The sequence below is a fragment of the Citrobacter sp. wls615 genome (genome assembly GCF_005281355.1).
GTDB classification, from domain to species: domain Bacteria; phylum Pseudomonadota; class Gammaproteobacteria; order Enterobacterales; family Enterobacteriaceae; genus Citrobacter; species Citrobacter werkmanii.
In genome coordinates this window covers 137,107-160,249 of record NZ_SZXM01000027.1, presented here as the reverse complement: position 1 = coordinate 160,249, position 23,143 = coordinate 137,107, and the positions used below count along the sequence as shown (strand labels likewise).

At 52.7% G+C, this 23,143-nt stretch carries 21 protein-coding genes; 12 read left to right on the top strand and 9 right to left on the bottom strand.

Translation table 11 applies throughout. From position 1 onward, the window contains the following. Positions 1 to 117: 117 nt before the first annotated feature. Complete coding sequence (wzz(fepE), locus tag FDX04_RS10445; RefSeq protein ID WP_137360474.1) at positions 118 to 1,251, top strand: LPS O-antigen length regulator Wzz(fepE); 1,134 nt, start codon at positions 118 to 120, stop codon at positions 1,249 to 1,251. A 45-nt stretch (positions 1,252 to 1,296) separates the two neighbouring features. Here the strand turns inward: wzz(fepE) and fepC are convergent, their stop codons facing one another. Genes fepC through fepD form a run of 3 tightly spaced genes read right to left on the bottom strand, consistent with a single transcriptional unit; the run spans position 1,297 to position 4,087 of the window. Then, positions 1,297 to 2,094, bottom strand: coding sequence for an iron-enterobactin ABC transporter ATP-binding protein (gene fepC, locus FDX04_RS10440; protein WP_137360475.1), 798 nt, complete (start codon positions 2,092 to 2,094; stop codon positions 1,297 to 1,299). After that, positions 2,091 to 3,083, bottom strand: a complete 993-nt coding sequence (fepG, locus tag FDX04_RS10435) for an iron-enterobactin ABC transporter permease (protein ID WP_170972911.1) — start codon at positions 3,081 to 3,083, stop codon at positions 2,091 to 2,093. Before fepG ends, fepC begins: the two co-directional genes overlap by 4 nt. Continuing rightward, complete coding sequence (gene fepD, locus FDX04_RS10430; protein ID WP_137370891.1) at positions 3,080 to 4,087, bottom strand: Fe(3+)-siderophore ABC transporter permease; 1,008 nt, start codon at positions 4,085 to 4,087, stop codon at positions 3,080 to 3,082. Before fepD ends, fepG begins: the two co-directional genes overlap by 4 nt. 109 nt (positions 4,088 to 4,196) lie before the next feature. On the opposite strand from fepD, the gene entS reads away from it, so the two are divergent. Next, on the top strand, positions 4,197 to 5,432 hold the full coding sequence (gene entS, locus FDX04_RS10425; protein ID WP_137360477.1) for an enterobactin transporter EntS: 1,236 nt from the start codon (positions 4,197 to 4,199) through the stop codon (positions 5,430 to 5,432). Positions 5,433 to 5,471: 39 nt separating this feature from the next. Here the strand turns inward: entS and fepB are convergent, their stop codons facing one another. Beyond that, positions 5,472 to 6,428, bottom strand: coding sequence for a Fe2+-enterobactin ABC transporter substrate-binding protein (gene fepB / locus FDX04_RS10420; RefSeq protein ID WP_137360478.1), 957 nt, complete (start codon positions 6,426 to 6,428; stop codon positions 5,472 to 5,474). Positions 6,429 to 6,615: 187 nt separating this feature from the next. Between fepB and entC the strand changes: the two genes are divergently transcribed. The 7 genes from entC to FDX04_RS10385 all read left to right on the top strand — a co-directional run bounded on the left by entC (position 6,616) and on the right by FDX04_RS10385 (position 14,005). Further along, on the top strand, positions 6,616 to 7,791 hold the full coding sequence (entC, locus tag FDX04_RS10415) for an isochorismate synthase EntC (RefSeq protein ID WP_137360479.1): 1,176 nt from the start codon (positions 6,616 to 6,618) through the stop codon (positions 7,789 to 7,791). Between the two features lie 9 nt (positions 7,792 to 7,800). Further along, entirely contained in the window at positions 7,801 to 9,411 is a 1,611-nt protein-coding gene (gene entE, locus FDX04_RS10410) for a (2,3-dihydroxybenzoyl)adenylate synthase EntE (RefSeq protein ID WP_137360541.1), read from the top strand. Between the two features lie 13 nt (positions 9,412 to 9,424). Beyond that, positions 9,425 to 10,282: an isochorismatase gene (locus FDX04_RS10405; RefSeq protein ID WP_137360480.1), complete on the top strand. Its 858-nt coding sequence runs from the start codon at positions 9,425 to 9,427 to the stop codon at positions 10,280 to 10,282. Next, a complete protein-coding gene (gene entA, locus FDX04_RS10400) occupies positions 10,282 to 11,037 on the top strand; it encodes a 2,3-dihydro-2,3-dihydroxybenzoate dehydrogenase EntA (RefSeq protein ID WP_137370890.1) in 756 nt (251 codons plus the stop codon). The genes FDX04_RS10405 and entA overlap by 1 nt, the downstream gene beginning before the upstream one ends. A 2-nt stretch (positions 11,038 to 11,039) precedes the next feature. Beyond that, positions 11,040 to 11,453 (top strand): proofreading thioesterase EntH, encoded by a 414-nt coding sequence (gene entH / locus FDX04_RS10395; RefSeq protein WP_042310169.1) that lies wholly within the window; start codon positions 11,040 to 11,042, stop codon positions 11,451 to 11,453. A 184-nt stretch (positions 11,454 to 11,637) separates the two neighbouring features. Further along, complete coding sequence (gene cstA / locus FDX04_RS10390; RefSeq protein WP_006685575.1) at positions 11,638 to 13,743, top strand: pyruvate/proton symporter CstA; 2,106 nt, start codon at positions 11,638 to 11,640, stop codon at positions 13,741 to 13,743. Between the two features lie 64 nt (positions 13,744 to 13,807). Further along, on the top strand, positions 13,808 to 14,005 hold the full coding sequence (locus FDX04_RS10385) for a YbdD/YjiX family protein (RefSeq protein ID WP_003022064.1): 198 nt from the start codon (positions 13,808 to 13,810) through the stop codon (positions 14,003 to 14,005). 127 nt (positions 14,006 to 14,132) lie between these two features. On the opposite strand, the gene FDX04_RS10380 is transcribed toward FDX04_RS10385, so the two are convergent. After that, complete coding sequence (locus FDX04_RS10380; RefSeq protein ID WP_042309859.1) at positions 14,133 to 15,221, bottom strand: oxidoreductase; 1,089 nt, start codon at positions 15,219 to 15,221, stop codon at positions 14,133 to 14,135. Between the two features lie 132 nt (positions 15,222 to 15,353). Here FDX04_RS10380 and FDX04_RS10375 point away from each other — a divergent pair, with 132 nt between their 5' ends. Beyond that, a complete protein-coding gene (locus tag FDX04_RS10375; RefSeq protein WP_079225047.1) occupies positions 15,354 to 16,514 on the top strand; it encodes a pyridoxal phosphate-dependent aminotransferase in 1,161 nt (386 codons plus the stop codon). Here FDX04_RS10375 and FDX04_RS10370 read toward each other — a convergent pair whose 3' ends face one another. The 4 genes from FDX04_RS10370 to dsbG all read right to left on the bottom strand — a co-directional run bounded on the left by FDX04_RS10370 (position 16,515) and on the right by dsbG (position 20,362). Beyond that, positions 16,515 to 17,132, bottom strand: coding sequence for a ParB/RepB/Spo0J family partition protein (locus FDX04_RS10370; protein ID WP_137370889.1), 618 nt, complete (start codon positions 17,130 to 17,132; stop codon positions 16,515 to 16,517). After that, complete coding sequence (locus tag FDX04_RS10365; protein ID WP_137370888.1) at positions 17,117 to 18,340, bottom strand: phosphoadenosine phosphosulfate reductase; 1,224 nt, start codon at positions 18,338 to 18,340, stop codon at positions 17,117 to 17,119. Before FDX04_RS10365 ends, FDX04_RS10370 begins: the two co-directional genes overlap by 16 nt. Before the next feature lie 164 nt (positions 18,341 to 18,504). Beyond that, positions 18,505 to 19,410 carry a LysR family transcriptional regulator gene (locus FDX04_RS10360; protein ID WP_137360486.1) on the bottom strand — a complete coding sequence of 302 codons (906 nt, stop codon included), beginning with the start codon at positions 19,408 to 19,410 and terminating at the stop codon, positions 18,505 to 18,507. A 205-nt stretch (positions 19,411 to 19,615) separates the two neighbouring features. Further along, positions 19,616 to 20,362, bottom strand: coding sequence for a thiol:disulfide interchange protein DsbG (dsbG, locus tag FDX04_RS10355; RefSeq protein WP_137370887.1), 747 nt, complete (start codon positions 20,360 to 20,362; stop codon positions 19,616 to 19,618). A 366-nt stretch (positions 20,363 to 20,728) separates the two neighbouring features. On the opposite strand from dsbG, the gene ahpC reads away from it, so the two are divergent. Next, on the top strand, positions 20,729 to 21,292 hold the full coding sequence (gene ahpC, locus FDX04_RS10350; protein WP_004859485.1) for an alkyl hydroperoxide reductase subunit C: 564 nt from the start codon (positions 20,729 to 20,731) through the stop codon (positions 21,290 to 21,292). 150 nt (positions 21,293 to 21,442) lie between these two features. Next, on the top strand, positions 21,443 to 23,008 hold the full coding sequence (gene ahpF / locus FDX04_RS10345) for an alkyl hydroperoxide reductase subunit F (protein WP_137370886.1): 1,566 nt from the start codon (positions 21,443 to 21,445) through the stop codon (positions 23,006 to 23,008). Positions 23,009 to 23,143: the final 135 nt, after the last annotated feature.

Sequence of the window (23,143 nt, the reverse complement as noted above, 5' to 3'; positions counted from 1 at the left end):
GAAGATAATTTTTGGTAGGGGCGGATGCGCAAAGAAAGTTTCAGATAATTCTGACTAGCTGGTAGACTTCTCCCACGGGAGTGTTTTTCATTTGGGAAAGTTTTCAGGTCACGCAACATGTCATCATTAAATATTAAGCAAGACAACGTTTCGGAATTTACTGCCTATCCTCAGCCTACGGTAAACACCAACGAAATAGATTTGGTTAACCTGATCGAAATCTTATGGCGCGCCAGGACGAAAATTGTGGCTACCGTTTTCGCCTTTGCCTTTGTGGGTATCCTGGTCTCTTTCCTGCTGCCGCAAAAATGGACCAGTCAGGCCATCGTGACCCCAGCAGAACCGGTTCAGTGGCAGAACCTCGAGAATACATTGACCAAATTGCGCGTACTGGATATGGATATTGGCGTTAGCCGTGGTGATGTGTTTAACCTGTTTATCAAAAAATTCCAGTCGCCTTCATTGTTAGAAGTTTATCTGCGTTCTTCACCCTATGTGATGGATCAATTGAAAGGCGCTGATATTGACGAAATGGACCTGCACCGCGCAATCGTCAGGCTCAGTGAAAAAATGACCGCGGTTGACGCCAACCGTGACAAAAAGAATGAGACCTCGCTGTATACCGCGTGGACGCTGAGCTTTACCGCCCCTCAGGCCGAAGAAGCCCAGTCTGTGCTACAGGGATATATCCGATATATTTCTGATATTGTAGTGAAAGAAACGCTGGAAGATATTCGCAATAAACTGTTCATCAAAACCAGTTATGAGAAAGAAAGACTGGCGATGGATCGCGTCAGGCTCAAAAACCAGATGGAAGCAAATATCCAGCGGCTCAACTACTCCCTGGAAATTGCGAATGCCGCCGGGATTAAAAAGCCGGTCTACAGTAATGGCCAGGCGGTGAAAGATGACCCTGATTTCTCTATTTCACTGGGCGCTGACGGTATCTCGCGTAAATTAGAAATAGAAAAATCAGTAACAGATGTTGCGGAGATTAACGGAGAATTACGTAACCGCCAATATCACGTTGATCAGCTGTTAGCGATGAATGTGAGTGACGTAAAATTTACGCCGTTTAAATATCAGCTTTCACCTTCACTGCCCGTGAAAAAAGATGGTCCGGCTAAATCGATAATCGTTATTCTGGCGGCGTTACTGGGTGGCATGGTGGCTTGTGGCGGCGTTCTGCTGAACTACGCCATGGTGTCGCGTAAGCAAAAAATGACGTTTATTGATCAGCAACTGGTGTGATTAATTGGCGTATGGCGGCAGGCAGCCGCCATACGTTAAATCTCGTTATTTGTTGCGCCCTAGTGGCACCACTAACGGCGTGCCGGCAACCGGATCGTCGATAATCATACAGCGTAATCCATAGATTTTTTCGATAAGCTCCGCAGTAACAATCTCCTCCGGTGCCCCCTCGGCAATAATTTTTCCGTCACGAAGCGCAATCAGATGCGTGGCGTAGCGACAGGCCTGATTGAGATCGTGTAGAACGGCGGCCAGCGTGTAACCCTTCTCCCTGTTTAGCTCACTGAGCAGCTCCAGCAGATCAATCTGATGGCTGATATCCAGCCAGGTGGTGGGTTCATCGAGCAACATAATCGATGTTTCCTGCGCCAGCACCATTGCAATCCATGCGCGCTGACGTTGCCCGCCGGAAAGAGTATCTACACTTTGCGCTGCCAGATGCGTGATCCCTGTGGCCTGCATCGCTGTGTTTACCGCGATTTCATCTTCTTGCCGCCAGCGGGTAAACAGCGGCTGATGTGGGTAACGCCCGCGAGCAACCAGCTCCTGTACGGTAATATCACCCGGCGTGGTGGCGTTTTGCGCCAGCAAACCTATTCTGCGTGCGACCTCTTTGCTGGCATAGTGCTGAATATGCTCACCGTCGAGCCAAACCTTGCCGTGTGCGGGTGTCATCAGACGACTCAGTGTACGTAGTAGCGTTGATTTCCCGCAGCCGTTTGGCCCAATGATCGCGGTAAAGTGACCGTCGGGAATCGACACATTGAGGTTTTCCGCTACGGTAAACTTGCCATAACCCAGCGTTAACTGGTCGCCGCGCAAACGGGCAACTGATTCGATCATTTTTTGCGGGACTCCTGAATTAACAAGATGATAAGATAAATACCGCCGAGGCTTACGGTGACCACACCCACCGGAAGCTGATAAGGCATAAACAGCTGTTGGGCGCATAAATCCGCCATCAGCAGCAGCAATGCGCCGCACAGCGCTGACAGGGTTAATCCCCAGCGGGATGTGCCGCTAAGTCGACGCGCAATATGCGGGGCGACGAGAGCAATAAAGGAAATTGGACCTGCCAGCGCGGTGGCGGCGGCGGTCAGTACCACGGCGACCAGCATCATCATCAGACGCGAACGCTCAACGCTGACGCCAAGCGCACAGGCGCTGTCATCACCCATTTCCAGTAAACGCATCCGGCGCACCAGCAGTGTGGCGCACACCAGCATCACAATAATCAGCGGGGCAGAAGGCCAGGTCTTGGCCCAGGTCAGGCCATTGAGCGATCCGGCGTTCCACAGTCCGGCTGTTAACGCGGTTTCTAATGATGCTTTCAGTAGCAGCCAGGTGTTGAACGCCACCAGCATAGCGCGTATGCCAATACCAATAATTATTAGCCGGAAGGTGTCGATACCATTACGCCAGGCGAGCGCCCAGACTACCAGTGAAGTCAGGATCCCACCCAGCATAGCCGCCAGTGCGATAGCGGTGAGATGCTGACCGAACAGCACCATTGCCACCAGTACACCGCTCCAGGCTCCGGTATTGAAACCCATCACATCCGGGCTGCCCAACGGGTTGCGCATCAGCGACTGAAATATTGCGCCGCTCACGCCCAGTGCTGCGCCAATCAATAGCGCCATGAGCACGCGTGGCAAACGCCATTCGGTGACCACCAGCGTAATACTGCGCGGCGCATCGCCGAACAGAGCGGCAATAATTTGCTGAGTTTCCAGCGTAACGACGCCGCTACGCAGGCTCCACAATCCAACGACGAGACAACCTACAACCAGCAGCATGCTGCTGATGATCAGGCGACGTGAGCGATGCATCATGCGCCACCCCCGCGCGATTTACGGCGTACCAAAAAGATAAGCACCGGCGCGCCGATAAACGCGCTGACCACCGAAACACGCAGCTCACCGGGGACAATCACACGACCGATAATATCGGCAATTAACAGCAGAGAGGGGGTTGCCAGCAGAGTGACGGGCAATGACCAGCGGTGATCGGCGCCTACCAGCCAGCGCGCCATATGCGGCATCATCAGGCCGATAAAGGCGATAGGACCAACAATCGCGGTCGCGCTGCCGCACAGGACAGTGATCGCCAGCAGGCCGATAAACTGCGTACGAGCGACTTTACTGCCAAGCGCGGTTGCGGTGTCACTGCCGAGACTCAGGCTATTCAGGGCACGGCTGAGGAACAATGCGACAGCCGCGGCAATCAATACCGGCACCAGTACTACCTTCAGCGTTTGCAGGCTGCGGATATCGAGGGAACCGGCCTGCCAGAAACGCAACTGATCGTAGACGTCCGGGTTGAGTAGGGCGATGCCGGTGGATAGCCCCTCGAGCACTGCACCCAGCGCAACGCCCGCCAGCGTCAGTCGTACCGGGCTGAGCTGCCCACCGCCCTGGCTACCGGTAAACGCCACAATCAGCGAGGCGGCCAGCGCCCCGGCAAAAGCCATCAGCAATTGTTCCTGTGGCGAAGAGAAACCGAACAGCGACGCGCCCAGCACGATGGCGAAGCTGGCGCCAGAGTTAACGCCAAGGATCCCCGGATCGGCGAGCGGGTTACGCGTGAGCGTTTGCATTAATGCGCCCGCCAGACCCAGCGCGCCGCCGGCGAGCAGTCCTGCCAGCGTGCGTGGCAGTCGCGCGTCCAGCACGATGGTGCAATCCGCGCTTTGGCAACTGCCGGAGAGTGCGTTCAGCACCACGGAGGCAGGTAGCGATTTTGCGCCAATAACCAGACTTAATACCGTGGTGAGAACAAGTAATAACAATAGTCCGGGCACGGCGAAGGCGCGTGTCGCGGAAACAGAGCATGACATATCAACTTCCCTGATAATGATAGTAATTATCGTTATCGATCTTATTTGGATATGTTAGCATGTGCAGCCATCGAATGGATATTGAAAAAGTACCTGGTAAGGCTCTGTAATGAATCGACAATCCTGGCTGCTTAATCTCAGCCTGTTAAAGACCCACCCTGCATTTCGCGCCGTCTTCCTCGCTCGTTTTATTTCCATTGTCTCTTTGGGGCTACTCGGTGTGGCGGTTCCGGTACAGATCCAGATGATGACCCAGTCGACCTGGCAAGTCGGTTTGTCGGTGACGTTGACCGGCAGCGCGATGTTTATTGGCCTGATGGTTGGTGGCGTACTGGCCGACCGCTATGAGCGTAAAAAGGTGATCCTGTTGGCGCGTGGAACCTGTGGCGTCGGCTTTATTGGTTTGTGTCTGAATGCGCTGCTACCCGAACCGTCGTTACTGGCGATTTATCTGCTTGGCTTATGGGACGGTTTCTTTGCCTCGCTGGGCGTGACGGCTTTGCTGGCAGCAACGCCGGCGTTGGTCGGGCGGGAAAACCTGATGCAGGCCGGGGCGATTACCATGCTGACGGTGCGTTTGGGTTCGGTCATTTCGCCGATGCTTGGCGGAGTGCTGCTGGCGACCGGCGGCGTGGCCTGGAACTACGGGCTGGCGGCGGCAGGCACGTTCATAACCTTACTGCCTCTATTGAGCCTTCCCACGTTACCTCCACCGCCGCAGCCGCGCGAGCATCCGCTGAAATCGCTGCTGGCAGCATTTCGCTTTTTGCTCGCCAGTCCGCTGATTGGCGGCATTGCGTTGCTCGGGGGCTTGTTGACCATGGCGAGCGCCGTGCGCGTGCTGTATCCGGCGCTGGCGATTAACTGGCAGATGTCGAGCGCGCAAATAGGTTTGCTGTATGCGGCTATTCCTCTTGGCGCGGCGGTGGGGGCATTGACCAGCGGACAGCTAGCGCACAGCGTTCGTCCGGGACTGATCATGCTGGGTTCTACCGTGGCTTCGTTCCTGGCTATCGGCCTGTTTGGCTTGATGCCGGTCTGGGAGCTTGGGGTAGTCTGCCTGGCGCTGTTCGGTTGGTTAAGTGCGGTTAGTTCTTTGTTGCAGTACACCCTGTTACAGACGCAAACGCCAGAAGCGATGCTCGGGCGAATTAACGGTTTGTGGACGGCGCAGAACGTCACCGGGGATGCGATTGGCGCGGCGCTGTTAGGCGGTTTGGGGGCGATGATGACGCCCGTCGCCTCGGCAAGCGTGAGTGGATTTGGGCTGGTGATTGTTGGTCTGCTACTGCTGCTGTTGCTGGGGGAACTACGTCGATTCCGGCAAATGCCAGTGAATGCCTGACGGGCCGGATAGGGCGTTAGCCGCATCCGGCGCTGGCGATTAAAAGAGAGCTGACAGACGTTGCAACAGCAGCGTCGCGCTGTAGTAGTCGAGACGGAAGGTTTCCGTGCCCAGGGCGTAAACACGTTTATTTTGCACGGCTGGCAGATGCGCCAGAAGCGGATTGGCATAAATGGCTTCGGCATCTTTGCTGTCGCCAGCAAACAGGAACAGCGCTTCGCCGTTCAGGCCTGCCGCCAGATTTTCACCGCCAAGCTGGATGATATCGTGGCGTTTGCCCTGGCTCTGGCTGGTGTGCAAACCGGCAGGTAGCGGCGCCAGCGTGAAGCCTAGCTGTTCCATCAGCTTGCCCTGTGCCGACTCAGGCGTCCAAAGATTGGCACTGTGCGCCGCAGCGGTATAGACCAGCGCGCTGACCGGCTGTGGTGGCAGGGTGATACGTTGCTTAACCGCTTGCAGTTGCTTATCAAATTCGGCAATACGCGCTGCTGCCTGTTGTTCCTGACCGGTAATTTCACCCAGTTGCGTCAGCAGCGACTGCCAGCTTTTGTCGTCGTAGTTGATGATAAGCGTGGGCGCGATGGTGGACAACTGATCGTATAGCGCGAGGGCGGAGTCGCCGCCGGTGGCGCTGATTAGAATCAGATCCGGCATTTGTGCCGCTACGGCCTCAGCGCTCGGTTCACCGATGTACAGACGGCTGAGTTTGCGTTCCCTGGCCACATCGCTCCATTGACGTAAAAAGCCCTGCGCATCGCCAATGCGGTTGTTCGGCGTGGTGGCGCCGCTGGCGATGACCGGAGCATCAATCGCCAGCAGCGAGCCGGTAAGGGTGACGCTGGTGGAGACAATGCGCTGCGGCTTATGCTCCAGCGTATGCGTGCCACGGCTGTCGGTGATCTGACGCGGCCAGTCGGCGGCGTCACCTAAAGAAACTCCTGAAATAAACACACCAGTCAATAAAAGCACGGTGCGACAAAAAGAGGGGAGACTCACGAATCAGCTTCCTGTTATCAGTATGGTTAATGCTTCTCATTTTCATTGTTAGCGAGCAAGGATGCAAGCCAAAGTCGCACATTGTGCTGCCACAAGAGTTGACATACAGCCGCTTTGCTTTTAGGTTAGCGACCGAAAATATAAATGATAATCATTATTAGAGCCTTTATCATTTTTGGAGGATGATATGGATATGTCACTGGCCGAGGAAAAAACGCAGACTATGCCGACGCTCGCTCCCGACATTTTTTTCTTTATGTCGCCGTATCGTAGTTTTACGACGTCAGGATGCTTCGCCCGCTATGCGGAACCGGCAATTGATGGCGATTCGCCAGACAGCCCTTTCCAACACAAAATGCACGCACTGTTTGCTGATGCCAAATCACAGGGCATCGCTAACCCCATCATGGTCGGGGCAATTCCTTTCGATACCCGCCAGCCATCATCGCTGTTTATTCCCCAATCGTGGCAGAGCTTCTCTCGCACGGCAAAGCAGCAATCATCACGTTACTTTAATCGGCATCAGTCATTAAACGTCGTTGAGCGTAAATCGATTCCGGAACAGGACTTTTTTGAAGAGATGGTTGCCCGGGCGGCGGCGCTGACGGCAACCCCGGAAGTCGACAAAGTGGTGTTGTCACGCCTGATCGATATCACCACCGATGCCAATATTGACAGTGGGGCGTTACTTGAGCGTCTGGTGGCGCAAAATCCGGCGAGTTACAACTTCCATGTCCCTATTGAAGACGGTGGCGTATTGATTGGCGCCAGCCCGGAACTGCTGTTACGCAAAGAGGGCGATCGTTTTAGCTCGCTGCCGCTGGCCGGTTCGGCGCGTCGTCAGCCTGATGATGTGCTGGATCGCGAAGCAGGGATCCGCCTGCTGGCGTCTGAGAAGGACCGCCATGAGCACGACCTGGTGACGCAGGCGATGAAAACGGTATTGCGCGATCGCAGCAGTGAACTGCAACTACCTTCCTCTCCGCAACTGGTCACTACGCCTACGCTCTGGCATCTCGGTACGCCGTTTGAAGGTAAAGCCAACGCAGAGGAAAACGCGCTGACGCTGGCGTGCCTGTTGCATCCGACGCCTGCGCTGAGCGGTTTCCCGCATCAGGTTGCGCGCAAGCTGATCGCCGAGCTGGAGCCGTTCGATCGCGAACTGTTCGGCGGCATTGTCGGCTGGTGTGATGCCGAAGGCAACGGCGAATGGGTGGTGACGATCCGCTGCGCGAAGCTGCTGCGTAATCAGGTTCGTTTCTTTGCCGGCGCCGGAATTGTGCCTGCATCTTCTCCGGTTGCGGAATGGCGTGAAACGGGAGCCAAGCTTGCCACCATGCTGAATGTTTTTGGACTGCATTAAGGAGTCATGATGAGTATTCCTTTCACCCGTTGGCCGGAGGAGTTTGCCCGCCGTTATCGTGAAAAAGGCTACTGGCAGGATTTGCCGCTGACCGACATTCTGACCCGTCACGCCGAGAGCGACCATACGGCGGTAATCGATGGCGAACGCCATCTGAGCTATCGCCAGCTGAATCAGGCCACTGACAATCTCGCCTGCAGCCTGCGTCGTCAGGGAATCAAACCTGGCGAAACCGCGCTGGTGCAGTTGGGCAATGTGGCTGAGCTGTACATCACCTTCTTTGCGTTACTCAAGCTGGGTGTCGCTCCGGTGCTGGCCCTGTTCAGCCATCAGCGTAACGAACTCAACGCCTATGCCAAACAGGTTGAACCGGCGCTGCTGATTGCCGATCGCCAGCATGCGCTGTTTAGCGGGGAAGATTTTCTCAATACCTTTGTGGCTGAACACAATTCAGTGCGCGTGGTGCAACTGCGCAATGATGAAGGCGAACATAACCTGCAAACGGCGATAGACCAGCCTGCGGCTGATTTTACCGCGACGCCATCGCCTGCTGATGAGGTGGCGTACTTCCAGCTTTCCGGCGGTACCACCGGCACGCCAAAGCTTATTCCTCGTACTCATAACGATTACTACTACAGCGTGCGACGCAGTAATGAGATCTGCCGCTTCACCGGGGAAACGCGCTATCTGTGCGCGATCCCGGCGGCGCATAACTACGCCATGAGTTCGCCTGGCGCGCTGGGCGTGTTCCTGGCTGGCGGCACCGTGGTACTGGCGGCTGACCCGAGCGCAACCCTGTGTTTCCCACTGATTGAACAGCATCAGGTTAACGTCACGGCGCTGGTGCCGCCGGCGGTGAGTCTGTGGCTGCAGGCGATTGCGGAGTGGGGGAGTAATGCGCAATTGGCTTCGCTGACGCTGCTGCAGGTTGGTGGGGCACGGCTTTCTGCCTCGCTTGCGGCGCGTATTCCAGCGGAGATTGGCTGCCAGTTGCAGCAGGTCTTTGGCATGGCGGAAGGGCTGGTGAATTACACCCGTCTGGACGACAGTCCTGAGCGCATCATCAATACCCAGGGTCGTCCGATGTGTCCCGATGATGAAGTCTGGGTAGCAGACGCTGACGGCAACCCCTTAGCCCAGGGAGAGACCGGACGTCTGATGACGCGTGGTCCGTACACCTTCCGCGGTTATTTCAAAAGCCCGGAGCACAACGCCAGCGCTTTTGATGCCAACGGTTTTTACTGCTCCGGCGATCTGATCGCTATCGATCAGGATGGCTATATCACCGTACAAGGACGTGAAAAGGATCAAATCAACCGGGGTGGCGAGAAGATCGCAGCAGAAGAAATTGAAAATCTGCTGTTACGCCACCCATTGGTGATCCATGCGGCCCTGGTCAGTATGGATGACGAACTGATGGGCGAGAAAAGCTGTGCCTGGCTGGTGGTGAAAGAGCCGCTGCGCGCGGTGCAGGTGCGCCGTTTCCTGCGCGACCAGGGCGTGGCGGAATTCAAATTACCTGACCGCGTGGAGTGCGTTGAGTCACTCCCGCTGACCCCGGTCGGTAAAGTGGATAAAAAACAATTACGTCAGTGGCTGGCATCACGTTCACTGGCCTGAAGGAGAAATAGAAATGGCAATTCCTAAACTGCAGGCTTATGCGCTACCAACGGCGCTCGATGTTCCGGTGAACAAAGTCGACTGGGTATTTGACCCTGAACGCGCTGCTCTGCTGATCCACGACATGCAGGATTATTTTATCGGCTTTTGGGGCGATAACTGCCCGATGATGGAGCAGGTCATCGCGAACATCGCCGCGCTGCGCCAGTACTGCAAAGAGCATAACATTCCGGTGTATTACACCGCTCAGCCGAAAGAACAGAGTGATGAAGATCGCGCTCTGCTCAATGATATGTGGGGACCGGGCCTGACGCGTTCCCCGGAACAACAAAAGATCGTTGAGGCGCTGGCGCCGGATGAAGCGGATACCATTCTGGTGAAATGGCGTTATAGCGCATTTCATCGATCTCCGCTGGAGCAGATGCTCAAGGAAACCGGACGTAATCAACTGATTATTACCGGTGTGTATGCTCATATTGGCTGCATGACCACTGCGACGGACGCTTTTATGCGCGATATCAAGCCGTTTATGGTCGCCGATGCGCTGGCGGACTTCAGCCGTGATGAACATCTAATGTCGCTGAAATATGTGGCCGGACGCTCCGGTCGGGTGGTGATGACCCAGGAACTTTTGCCGACGCCGGTCCCGGCGAGTAAAGAGGCGCTGCGCAGCGTTATTCTGCCGTTGTTGGATGAGTCCGAGGAGCCAATGGATGACGAAAACCTGATCGACTACGGGCTGGATTCCGTGCGCATGATGGCGCTGGCGGCACGCTGGCGTAAAGTTCATGGCGATATTGATTTCGTGATGCTGGCGAAAAATCCGACCATAGACGCCTGGTGGAAGTTGCTCTCCCGCGAGGTGAACTGATGGCCGGATTTGAGTTTGCAGGGAAAACTGTCTGGGTAACCGGCGCGGGAAAAGGCATTGGTTACACTACGGCACTGGCATTTGTGAAAGCAGGTGCGCAGGTGACTGGCTTCGATCGTGAATTTCCTCAGGATAATTACCCGTTTGCGACCGAAGTGCTGGATGTGGCCGATGCCGGACAGGTGGCTGAGGTGTGCCAGCGCGTCCTTAAAGCGTGCGAGCGGCTGGATGTGTTGGTCAATGCCGCCGGTATTCTGCGCATGGGGGCCACTGACGCACTGAGCGCTGAGGAGTGGCAGCAGACGTTTGCCGTTAACGTTGGCGGCGCGTTCAATCTGTTTCAGCAGACGATGGCGCAGTTTCGTCGTCAGCAGGGCGGGGCGATCGTGACCGTGGCGTCGGATGCGGCGCACACGCCGCGTATCGGCATGAGCTCTTATGGAGCGTCAAAAGCTGCGCTAAAAAGCCTGGCGCTCACCGTCGGGCTGGAACTGGCGGGCAGCGGTGTGCGCTGTAATGTGGTTTCGCCAGGCTCGACCGATACTGACATGCAGCGCACGTTATGGGTCAGTGATGACGCGGAACAGCAGCGTATTCGCGGGTTTGGCGAGCAGTTTAAGCTTGGTATCCCGTTGGGGAAAATCGCCCGTCCACAGGAGATCGCCAACACCATTTTATTCCTCGCCTCCGACCTTGCCAGCCACATTACGCTACAGGATATCGTGGTGGATGGCGGCTCAACGCTGGGAGCATGATGATGATCTGGAAACGCCATCTCACGCTGGACGAATTAAATGCCACCAGCCGCAACACCATGGTCGCGCACTTAGGCATCCTTTATACCCGGCTGGGCGATGATGTGCTGGAGGCCGAAATGCCGGTTGATACCCGCACGCATCAGCCGTTTGGTTTGCTGCACGGTGGCGCGTCGGCGGCACTGGCCGAAACGTTGGGTTCAATGGCGGGTTATCTGATGACCCGCGACGGGCAGTGTGTGGTCGGTACAGAACTGAACGCCACGCACCATCGGGCGGTTTCACAGGGCAAAGTGCGCGGTGTTTGCCAGCCATTGCATCTTGGACGGCAGAACCAAAGCTGGGAAATCGTTATCTTTGATGAGCAAGGACGACGCTGTTGTACCTGCCGATTAGGTACTGCGGTGATGGGGTGAAGTCGCCCGGCAAAGTAAAATGAAATTGCAGGGTTAACAGGTAAATGAAGTGATCTAGTTAACACTGCAATGTAAAAATTCAGTGATACTTCGGGTTTGCATGGTTGTCATGTTGTTAAATTCAGAAAAGATGTTATAGAAACAAAATGTAACATCTCTCTGACCTGGACAACGGATAATCAATATGAATAAATCAGGGAAGTACCTCGTCTGGACAGTGCTCTCCGTTATGGGAGCATTTGCCCTCGGCTATATCGCATTAAACCGTGGTGAACAGATCAACGCGTTGTGGATAGTCGTGGCGTCGGTCTGTGTCTACCTTATCGCTTACCGTTTCTATGGCCTGTACATTGCGAAAAATGTGCTGGCGCTGGACCCAACGCGTATGACGCCAGCCGTGCGCCATAACGACGGTCTGGATTATGTTCCTACCGATAAAAAAGTGCTGTTCGGTCACCATTTTGCGGCGATTGCCGGGGCGGGTCCGTTAGTCGGACCGGTGCTGGCGGCACAAATGGGTTATTTGCCGGGGATGATCTGGCTGCTTGCCGGGGTGGTACTTGCGGGGGCAGTGCAGGACTTCATGGTACTGTTTGTTTCTACCCGTCGCGATGGTCGTTCCCTTGGCGAACTGGTGAAAGAAGAAATGGGCCCAACGGCGGGCGTTATTGCGCTGGTAGCCTGTTTTATGATCATGGTGATTATCCTCGCGGTACTGGCGATGATCGTCGTGAAAGCGCTGACTCACAGTCCGTGGGGAACCTACACCGTCGCATTTACCATTCCGCTGGCGATCTTTATGGGGATCTACCTGCGTTATTTGCGTCCGGGCCGCATTGGCGAAGTGTCGGTCATCGGTCTGGTATTCCTGGTGTTTGCCATTATTTCCGGCGGTTGGGTGGCCGAAAGTCCGACCTGGGCACCGTATTTTGACTTTACCGGCGTACAACTGACGTGGATGCTGGTGGGTTACGGCTTTGTCGCTGCCGTGCTGCCAGTATGGCTGTTGCTGGCCCCGCGTGATTATCTCTCTACCTTCCTGAAGATCGGCACCATTGTTGGTCTGGCGGTGGGTATTCTGATCATGCGTCCGACGCTGACCATGCCTGCGCTGACCAAGTTTGTTGACGGTACTGGCCCGGTCTGGACCGGTAACCTGTTCCCGTTCCTGTTTATTACCATTGCCTGTGGTGCGGTATCTGGCTTCCACGCGCTGATCTCTTCCGGTACCACGCCGAAGATGCTGGCGAACGAAGGGCAGGCCTGTTTTATCGGCTATGGCGGAATGTTAATGGAATCCTTTGTCGCCATTATGGCGCTGGTTTCCGCGTGCATCATCGATCCAGGCGTGTACTTCGCGATGAACAGCCCGATGGCGGTGTTGGCTCCGGCGGGTACGGCGGATGTCGTGGCTTCTGCGGCGCAGGTGGTCAGCAGTTGGGGCTTTGCTATTACCCCAGACACCTTGCATCAAATCGCCAATGAAGTCGGCGAACAATCCATAATTTCCCGCGCAGGCGGTGCGCCGACGCTGGCCGTTGGGATGGCGTATATTCTGCATGGTGCGCTGGGCGGCATGATGGATGTGGCGTTCTGGTATCACTTTGCCATTCTGTTTGAAGCCCTGTTTATTCTGACGGCGGTTGACGCCGGTACACGCGCCGCACGCTTTATGCTGCAGGATCTGTTGGGCGTGGTATCACCGAGCCTGAAACGTACCGATTCACTGCCTGCGAACCTGCTGGCTACAGCGCTGTGCGTACTGGCCTGGGGTTACTTCTTACACCAGGGCGTGGTGGATCCGCTGGGCGGTATCAACACCCTGTGGCCGTTGTTTGGTATCGCCAACCAGATGCTGGCCGGTATGGCATTGATGCTCTGTGCGGTGGTGCTGTTCAAGATGAAACGTCAGCGCTACGCATGGGTAGCGCTGGTGCCAACGGCCTGGCTGCTGATTTGTACTCTGACTGCGGGCTGGCAGAAAGCGTTTAGCCCGGATGCGAAAATTGGCTTCCTGGCTATCGCCAACAAGTTCCAGGCGATGATCGACAGCGGTAATATTCCGGCGCAATACACCCAGTCGCAGCTGACGCAACTGGTGTTTAACAACCGTCTGGATGCGGGTCTTACCATATTCTTCATGGTGGTCGTCGTGGTGCTGGGTCTGTTCTCGATTAAAACTGCGCTGGCAGCACTGAAAGAGGACAAACCGACGTCGAAAGAAACGCCGTACGAACCGATGCCTGAGAATGTCGAAGAGATCGTGGCGCAGGCGAAAGGCGCGCATTAATATTCTCTTAACCAACATAGCCCTCCCCTGAACAGGGAGGGCGTTTGTACGCCAGGGAATCACTATGTTTGAAACACTCGCTAAAGCCGGGAAGTATTTAGGGCAAACCGCCCGCTTGATGATCGGTGTGCCGGATTACGACAACTATGTTGAGCATATGCGTGTCACGCACCCGGACCAGACGCCAATGACCTACGAAGAGTTTTTCCGCGAGCGGCAGGATGCGCGCTATGGGGGGAAAGGCGGCGCGAAGTGCTGTTAATTTTTTGCCGGATGCGCTGACGCTTATCCGGCCTACAACTCTTCGAATTATTGTGAGCATTTGCCGTTATAATTAGTCGTCGTTGACCTGATAAGGCGAAGCCGTCATCAGGCAACCTGCACCATAGTCACACCGTCAACGATTCTACTTTCTCAAATGCTGCGCGCAGGGTATCTGGCGTTAACGTTACCGGCAGCGCATGAATAGATTCCACCGGGCGCAGGGTATGCGCAATCACCTTATCGATCTCAGCGCGATTTGCGATATCCACGTCTAACTGGGCCAGCCTGGTGGGGAGATTGAAGCGCTGATAAGCGGTGACAAGTTGCGCCAGAACATCATCTTGCCCAAGTAATGCGCTCTGCACCAGAATGCCATACGCCACTTTGGTGCCATGGAGAAACTTCTCCGTTTGCGGGAGGACGGTCAGACCGTTATGGACCGAGTGTGCCGCCGCCACACGGGTGTAGCGCTCGCCCAGACCACCAACCATGCCGCCGCCGGCTATAATCGCATCCACCACGTCGCAAAACGCCTGGGTTAGTTCACCACGCTGCTTATCTGCCAGCGCCTGCTCGCTGCTTTCCAGCAGGACGTCGCGGATGGCCAGCGCGCCGTTGATGCCCAGACGTACGGTCAGAGGTAACGTTTCTGGCTGCGGAGCCAGCACCACTGCCTCATACCATTTCGCCAGCGTATCGCCAATACCGGCCAGTAAATACTCTTCAGGCGCGTTGAGTATGATTCGTGGCTCAACCAGCACCAAAAAATTGGCATCGTCGAATATTTCGAAATGCAGAGCCTGACCGGCATCGTTGTACCAGACGGAAAGCGGCGTCCAGGCCGCGCAGGTGGCGGCAATGGTCGGGATCGCCACGAAAGGTAAGTCAAGGCGGCGAGCCAGCGCTTTAGCCGTATCGAGCAGTGTACCGCCGCCCACGCCAATCACGATGCTGCGATCATCTCCCGATTCTTTTGCCAGTTGAGCAACATCGGTTTCGCTGCAATGTCCCGTAAACAGTAGGCGCTTAGCCTCGGCAAGATGAAAAGCCTCTGGCAGATAAGGGCGGGCCGCATCGATGGCGCGCTCACCGTAAACCCAGACAGCGCGTGAGAGTTGGTCGGTTGTGAAAAAATCGTTGAGTCTCGACAAACTGCCGGGATGGGAAAAATAGTTGGCCGGGCCGGTGACGACGCGAATCTCGGTATTACTCATGTTGTGTTGTCCTTTTGGCTGTCCTGTCCTGGCAGGTTATATTTATATAGACGTCTGAACGTCTTGATTGCCAAATACTAGCATCGTGCTATAGTGGCTTCAACAACAACATCACTCTCTGGGATAACAATAATGAGTAATAACCCGCTGATTGTGCAAAGTAAACTGCCTAATCTGGGCACCACAATCTTCACGCAGATGAGCGCGCTGGCGCAGCAGCATCAGGCCATTAACCTCTCGCAGGGATTTCCTGATTTTGACGGTCCACATTTCTTGCAGGAACGTCTGGCATATCATGTTGCGCATGGCGCTAACCAGTATGCGCCGATGACGGGCGTGCAGCCGCTGCGCGAAGCCATTGCCGATAAAACAGCGGAGTTGTACGGCTATAAGCCCGACGCGACAAGTGAGATCACCGTCACGGCTGGGGCCACAGAAGCATTGTATGCAGCGATTACGGCGCTGGTGCGGCCTGGTGATGAAGTGATCTGTTTTGATCCGAGCTACGACAGCTATGCGCCTGCGGTGGCGTTATCCGGCGGCGTGGTGAAACGTATTGCGCTGCAACCGCCGTTATTTCGTGTGGACTGGCAGGAATTTGCCACGTTGCTCAGCGAGCGTACCCGGTTAGTGATCCTCAATACACCGCATAACCCATCTGCGACCGTCTGGCAGCGCACTGATTTTGATGCGTTATGGCAGGCGATTAAAGAGCGTGAGATTTTTGTTATCAGCGACGAAGTTTATGAGCATATCTGCTTTGCCGCTCATGGACATGCGAGCGTGCTGGCTCATCCGCAGCTACGGGAACGCGCTGTTGCCGTTTCATCATTCGGTAAAACGTATCATATGACCGGCTGGAAAGTTGGCTATTGCGTTGCACCCGCCGCCATTAGCGCCGAGCTACGCAAAATCCATCAGTACCTGACGTTCTCAGTCAACACGCCGGCTCAGCTGGCGCTGGCGGATATGCTGCGGGAGGACCCAATACACTACCGCGAGCTGCCCACGTTTTATCAGAAAAAGCGTGATGTACTGGTGAATGCGTTACGCGACAGTCGACTGGAAATTCTGCCGTGTGAGGGGACGTACTTTCTGCTGGTCGATTACAGTGCAGTCTCAACGCTTAATGACGTTGAGTTTTGTCAGTGGTTAACTAAAGAAGTGGGCGTTGCGGCGATACCGCTGTCGGTGTTCTGCGCCGATCCTTTCCCGCATAAGCTGATCCGCCTATGTTTTGCCAAGCAAGAATCGACGCTGTTAGCAGCCGCAGAGCGTCTGGTTTCGCTGTAATTATTTCACTGTCCAGGCTTTGGAAAACCGACGGTCGGCAAATAACTCCTGCAGGCCGTTGATTTGTTTCAGTCGCAATACTTCGTCGTTATCCATGCCGAGTTCTTTAGCGATTTTTTCTTCACTCCAGCCCAGTTGCGATAATTCACGTACGATTTCCGACATGGCGTGGATTTGGTGGCGTCCGCGAGCGCGGTTGTGGCGGATTGTCGCCGCCATACGCTCATGACGATTGCGTTGCAGGCAGGTGACGGGCAGATAGCCTTTTAAGCGCGGTTTTAGCGATGCTTTGTTTTTACCTAATTCATGGCGGTGAAAGCCATCGATGATTTCATACTCTTCTTCCGTTGAGTGAACCACGACAATCGGCTGGGTGAAGCCATCCGCTTCGATGGATTTCAACAGCAGCTTCTTCTCCGGCGGCGCAACGTTATTAGGATTGTAATCATTGGGCGAAATGTGATCGCTTTTAATCCATAACACGCAATCTACTGGTTCTTCACGAAATGGACTGACGCTGTGGATTGCCATTCTGAATTCATTAATGGCTTCAATTCTATCTTTTTCTGGCAAACCAGAAAGAAAGTCCGTGAGTTCCTGAGTTAGTCGTTGCTGCATAAGATCCCCCATTCCTGGCGTTTGGTTTTCATTCGTTCAGTATATCGCTGGTAGTTTTTCGTTTTTGTGGGGCTGAACGAAAGTGCTCGACACCAGTAATCATTATTCAGGAGTACTTTGCAGATCCTTCTCCATGAGGGGATATCCCTGGAACCAATATCGCTTTCCTGGCTTTCCGGGATATTGTCCATACCTTTTTTCTTATACCACTGTATATAGACGGCGATTTTGTTGCGGTAATGCTCTGCAGTCTTTTCTGGCATGCTATTTAATAGCAGCATGGCGTACTCTTGCCAGCTTAAATGTTCAGGCTTGAGTATTTTCCTATGGCCATAAAAATGGTTGTCATGACCGGCGTAAATCCCGCCGCTTTTAACGCCGCTGACGCGGGCGCACATAGCCGCCCATCGCTGTGGCTCAATGACATGGTACAGCCACAGCCCCTGGCGTTGTTCCGGTCCAAAGGGCTCGCAAATACGCATATATCGTGTTGGAACCCCGGCCTGATACATCAGGTTATACAAGGGATTGCATGGCATTTTTGTCTTTGCAAACCATGTCCAGATATCGGCTGTTTTCCAGTCATATAACGGATAAATATACCAGGTGTGTCCACCTGGCGCTGCCGTCGTCCACGGCTTGTCATCGGCAAAACGTTGCTTACGCGAGTTGGCGATGGCCACAAAGCGGTTATAGGACTCGTCCGCGCGAATGCCGACCATCATCGCGGCTGGTCGTTTTTCTGAAAACCAGTCAGCAAACTCGCGAACAAATTGTTCAAAGGTCATGCCGGGCTGATAGAAAGAAAAGAAATTAGGGTCGGTAATGGCATCGGTCGGCGGCTGACGAACCCACTGTATATTCGGCTCCCAGCACTGCCATTCGGGTTGATATTGTGAAAGTGAGTTTTGCGTGGTTAGAGGTAATGCAACCCAATAAAATTTTTCAATAACGTCAGAATAATGCTCTCTCAATGTTTGAACATAGTCGATGGTGCAAGAAAACTGAGCTTCCCAGTCAATAAATAGTACGCTAATTTTTTTATGTAACTGGCGGGCAAAGGTGGCCGTAAGATGTAGCATAAGACCGGAATCTTTTCCTCCTGAAAATGACACGCATACGCGAGGCAGGGCTTCCAGAGTCCAGGCAATGCGTTCCAGGGACGCTTCCAGAACATTTTGTCCAAGCGGGATTTTGTAAACAGACATAGCAAGTCCATATTGAAATAATAAATGAGTTACATCTCCAATGTATACTTGTAATAAGATAGGCTAATTTACGCGACGTGCAACTTTTAAATATATTTACGGAATGAATTTATCACTCATGGTTTATTCGTGGCGTCAATTTGTCTTTGGCAAAATATATAAGATTAGTGTTCTTTGTCATTTATTTTGTTTATAAATGCCTCAAAGCTTTTATTATTTAGCGAGGCGCGATTATACATGATAAAAAAATCTAATGATGGCATCTCAATATCAATGCCGATCTCTTTTAAGTTCAAAGCAGACGAGTATAGTTCATATGTTGCTTTGGGAAGCAAGCCAATAATATCGGTGTTGGCAATGATGTTAATAATTGATATGAGTGAATTACTGGAAAAGCCTATTTTTCTATTTTGTAAAAAGGAATTTGCTTGAGACTGGTATTTTTTTACACCGGCATCTTCAGTGTTCAGCAGGGAAAACTCCTCTTCAAGTATTTTAGTTAAAGTCGTTTTACCCTTAATCCTGGGATGATTTTTACTGCAGACCAAAACTGTTTCGACCTTTGTAAACGGACTACATATAATCGAACGGTTCTCAACAGGGTATGCAGTGATGACCACATCTGCTTTGCGGTATGCTAGCAGTTCTTCAGCCAACACTGAGGTCATTAATATGTCATTGTGTTCGATTTCAACATTCTTATCCTCTCTGATGAGATTAACTAATGTGCTAGCATATATGTTATGTATAATCTGCGGACTATAGATAATGAATTTTTTCTTCAGGCTGGAACTGTGCATAATATTTATCGTTTGTTCCAGATGATTGAGATTATTCTCGAGGTGGTGGTGTAAATTGATGCTCATCACTGTGGGTGCAATTCCTTTTCCTGAACGAACAAACAGCGGGTCGTTGAGTTGCGTGCGCAATCTTTGTAGCGACTGGCTCACGGCTGAAGGAGTAATAAAAAGTGTTTCCGCGGCTTTGCTGATGCTCAGGTGCTGGTAGATGCATTCAAAAATAACGAGCAGATTGAGATCGAATTTTTTAAGATCGTACAGATTAGCCATGTATACTTTCCTTTGACGGTAAAATTTGAAATAATTAAAATATGAAATAATTTAAAATGTACTTATTTACAGGCTTTATGATTCAGTGCTTAATGACCGATTAATTTAAACTAACATAACACAGAGTGCTTAATTTTTACGAGAAAAAAAGAATTGTACTGAGTGATTGAAATGAGAACGATAACAATCACTCATTTTGTTACCTTTATTTATTTCCCATGATAATGTTTAATTTTTCCTTATCGGGTAACCCGACTTCCTGTTGTAACGTATTGTCTTTACTCATGTAGTAGATGGCTGGCGTCACGTTAGCGCCCAAATCATCCATCAACTTTTGGTTGATATTGAGTATCTTCATCTGCTCGGGCGGGAGAGAGGCAGGAATTTCCAGCTTCATTTTGCCGCCGGAGGCTTCATAGTCATGCCAGGTTTTGGCCGGATCTTTTGCCGACAAGATTGTGACAGCTGTTGCCGGGCTTTCGGGTTTGATTACGCCCACTAACAGCGTACGCAGCTGAACTTTACCGGAATCGACCCACGGACGCGCCTGCTGCCAAAACTGCTTGCAATAAGGGCAGAAGGGATCGGCGAACACGTAGACAATTACCGGAGCCTCTTTATTTCCATCCAGAATCCACGAGGCTTTTTCCATTCGTTGCCACATCTCGCGCCCTGCTGGGGCATAGATCTCTTTTTCTATCAGCGTATTACTAAGATTTTCCCCTTTTTCGTTATACATATAACCGGAGATGGCATGTTTGCCGTCAGGAGTGACATAAATGGTTACTCCCATATCCTGGTATTTACCAAGATAACCTTTCATTCCACCTGGCGCGTCGAAGGGCTTCACGATGGTAATACCCTGTTTCTCAATGGCTTTAACAGGGGCAGGTAGATCTTCGGCATGGACAATAGCGGGAAGCAATGATAAGAGTAAGGTACGTTTAAACATTGATTTTCCTTATAAAATCAGAAGGAAAGGGGACTGAATTGCAAAACCTATCACAGCCATAGGTAAGATCGACAGTCTGTCGATTGCCCTTTCTTTAGTTGGGTGATGTAATCCCAATCGCTGTTACGACCTTTGTTAAGGTAATGTAGAGCGCAACACATAGCCAGCTCTGCTGGTACTGACGTTACCTGCGGGTAGCTCGGGTAATGAGGCTCCCTGCATAGGGGGCCTTTTTTACTTTTGTCTTTTAGGTTCGATTGAGTAAGTTGTTAGTTAACGCTTATTGATTTGATAAAGGAAACGCATTAGCCCTTTGAAGAGATTTTCGTTAACTTATCTCTCAACGAAAACACGGAGGAAGTACAGATGTCTTTGATTAATACCAAAATTAAACCTTTCAAAAACCAGGCGTTCAAAAACGGTGAGTTCATCGAAGTAACCGAGAAAGATACCGAAGGTCGCTGGAGCGTCTTCTTCTTCTACCCGGCTGACTTCACCTTCGTTTGCCCGACCGAACTGGGCGACGTTGCAGACCATTATGAAGAACTGCAGAAACTGGGCGTAGACGTTTACTCTGTTTCTACCGATACCCACTTTACGCACAAAGCATGGCACAGCAGCTCTGACACCATCGCAAAAATCAAATATGCGATGATCGGCGACCCGACTGGCGCCCTGACCCGTAACTTCGACAACATGCGTGAAGATGAAGGTCTGGCTGACCGCGCAACCTTTGTTGTTGACCCGCAGGGTATCATCCAGGCAATCGAAGTTACCGCTGAAGGTATCGGTCGTGATGCTTCTGACCTGCTGCGCAAAATTAAAGCCGCACAGTATGTTGCATCCCACCCAGGCGAAGTTTGCCCGGCTAAATGGAAAGAAGGTGAAGCAACTCTGGCTCCATCTTTAGACCTGGTTGGTAAAATCTAAGCTAATTTATAGGCCGGATAAACGTAGTGCATCCGGCATTCCACAGGCGCAAATTTGCGCCTGTTTCATTCCAGCACCATGACGCAAGTTGCATTAACGCAGTCCCGCGAAGTCGGCTTGCATGATGATGTTTTCAGAGAGGGAAGAAGAATGCTCGACACAAATATGAAAACCCAGCTCAGGGCTTACCTTGAGAAACTGACCAAACCTGTTGAGCTGATTGCTACGCTGGATGACAGCGCTAAATCGGCAGAAATCAAGGAACTGCTGACTGAAATTGCTGAACTGTCAGAAAAAGTCACCTTTACAGAAGACAATACTCTGGCAGTGCGTAAGCCATCGTTCCTGATTACCAATCCTGGCTCTCACCAGGGGCCGCGCTTTGCGGGTTCTCCGCTGGGCCATGAATTTACCTCGCTGGTGCTCGCGCTGTTGTGGACCGGTGGTCATCCGTCAAAAGAGGCGCAGGCGTTGCTGGAGCAGATCCGCGATCTCGACGGCGATTTTGAGTTTGAAACCTATTATTCACTCTCCTGCCATAACTGTCCGGACGTGGTGCAGGCGCTGAACCTGATGTCGGTACTGAACCCACGCATCAAGCATACGGCGATTGATGGCGGTACTTTCCAGAACGAAATCACCGATCGCAACGTGATGGGCGTTCCGGCGGTATTTATGAACGGTAAAGAGTTCGGCCAGGGCCGCATGACGCTGACTGAGATCGTGGCGAAAGTGGATACCGGCGCAGAGAAACGTGCGGCTGAGGAGTTGAACACGCGTGATGCCTATGACGTACTGATTGTTGGTTCCGGCCCTGCGGGAGCTGCTGCTGCGGTGTACTCTGCACGTAAAGGTATTCGCACCGGTCTGATGGGCGAACGCTTTGGCGGCCAGGTTCTGGATACCGTTGATATTGAAAACTATATCTCGGTGCCAAAAACCGAAGGCCAGAAACTGGCGGGCGCGCTGAAAGCCCACGTTGATGACTATGATGTTGACGTTATCGATAGCCAAAGCGCCAGCAAACTGGTTCCTGCGGCGCAGGAAGGTGGTCTGCATCAGATTGAAACGGCATCCGGCGCGGTGTTGAAAGCGCGCAGTATTATCATCGCGACCGGCGCGAAGTGGCGCAACATGAACGTTCCGGGCGAAGATCAGTATCGCACCAAAGGCGTAACCTATTGCCCGCACTGTGATGGTCCGCTGTTTAAAGGCAAGCGCGTGGCGGTGATTGGCGGCGGTAACTCCGGTGTTGAAGCCGCTATCGACCTGGCGGGCATCGTTGAACATGTGACGCTGCTGGAGTTTGCTCCTGAAATGAAGGCCGATCAGGTACTGCAGAATAAACTACGCAGTCTGAAAAATGTCGACATCATTTTGAATGCGCAAACGACAGAAGTAAAAGGCGATGGCAGCAAAGTGACTGGTCTTGAGTATCGTGACCGCGTAAGCGGAGATATTCACAGTGTGGAGCTGGCAGGTATCTTTGTACAGATTGGTCTGCTGCCGAACACCAACTGGCTGGAAGGCGCCGTTGAACGCAACCGCATGGGTGAAATTATCATCGATGCGAAGTGCGAAACCAACGTGAAAGGTGTTTTCGCTGCGGGTGACTGCACAACCGTACCGTATAAGCAGATCATCATCGCGACAGGCGAAGGCGCGAAAGCCTCGTTAAGCTCTTTTGATTATCTGATTCGCACAACAGTAGCATAAAAAAGTAAGACTCACCTGCATGCCAAAACCGCCAGTCATCCGCTGGCGGTTTTTTATTTCCGCGCTTTCAGATTGTCAATTCTTGAAACAATAAACTGCATTAAATATTCATTTAATTAGCCTGATTATTAGTTT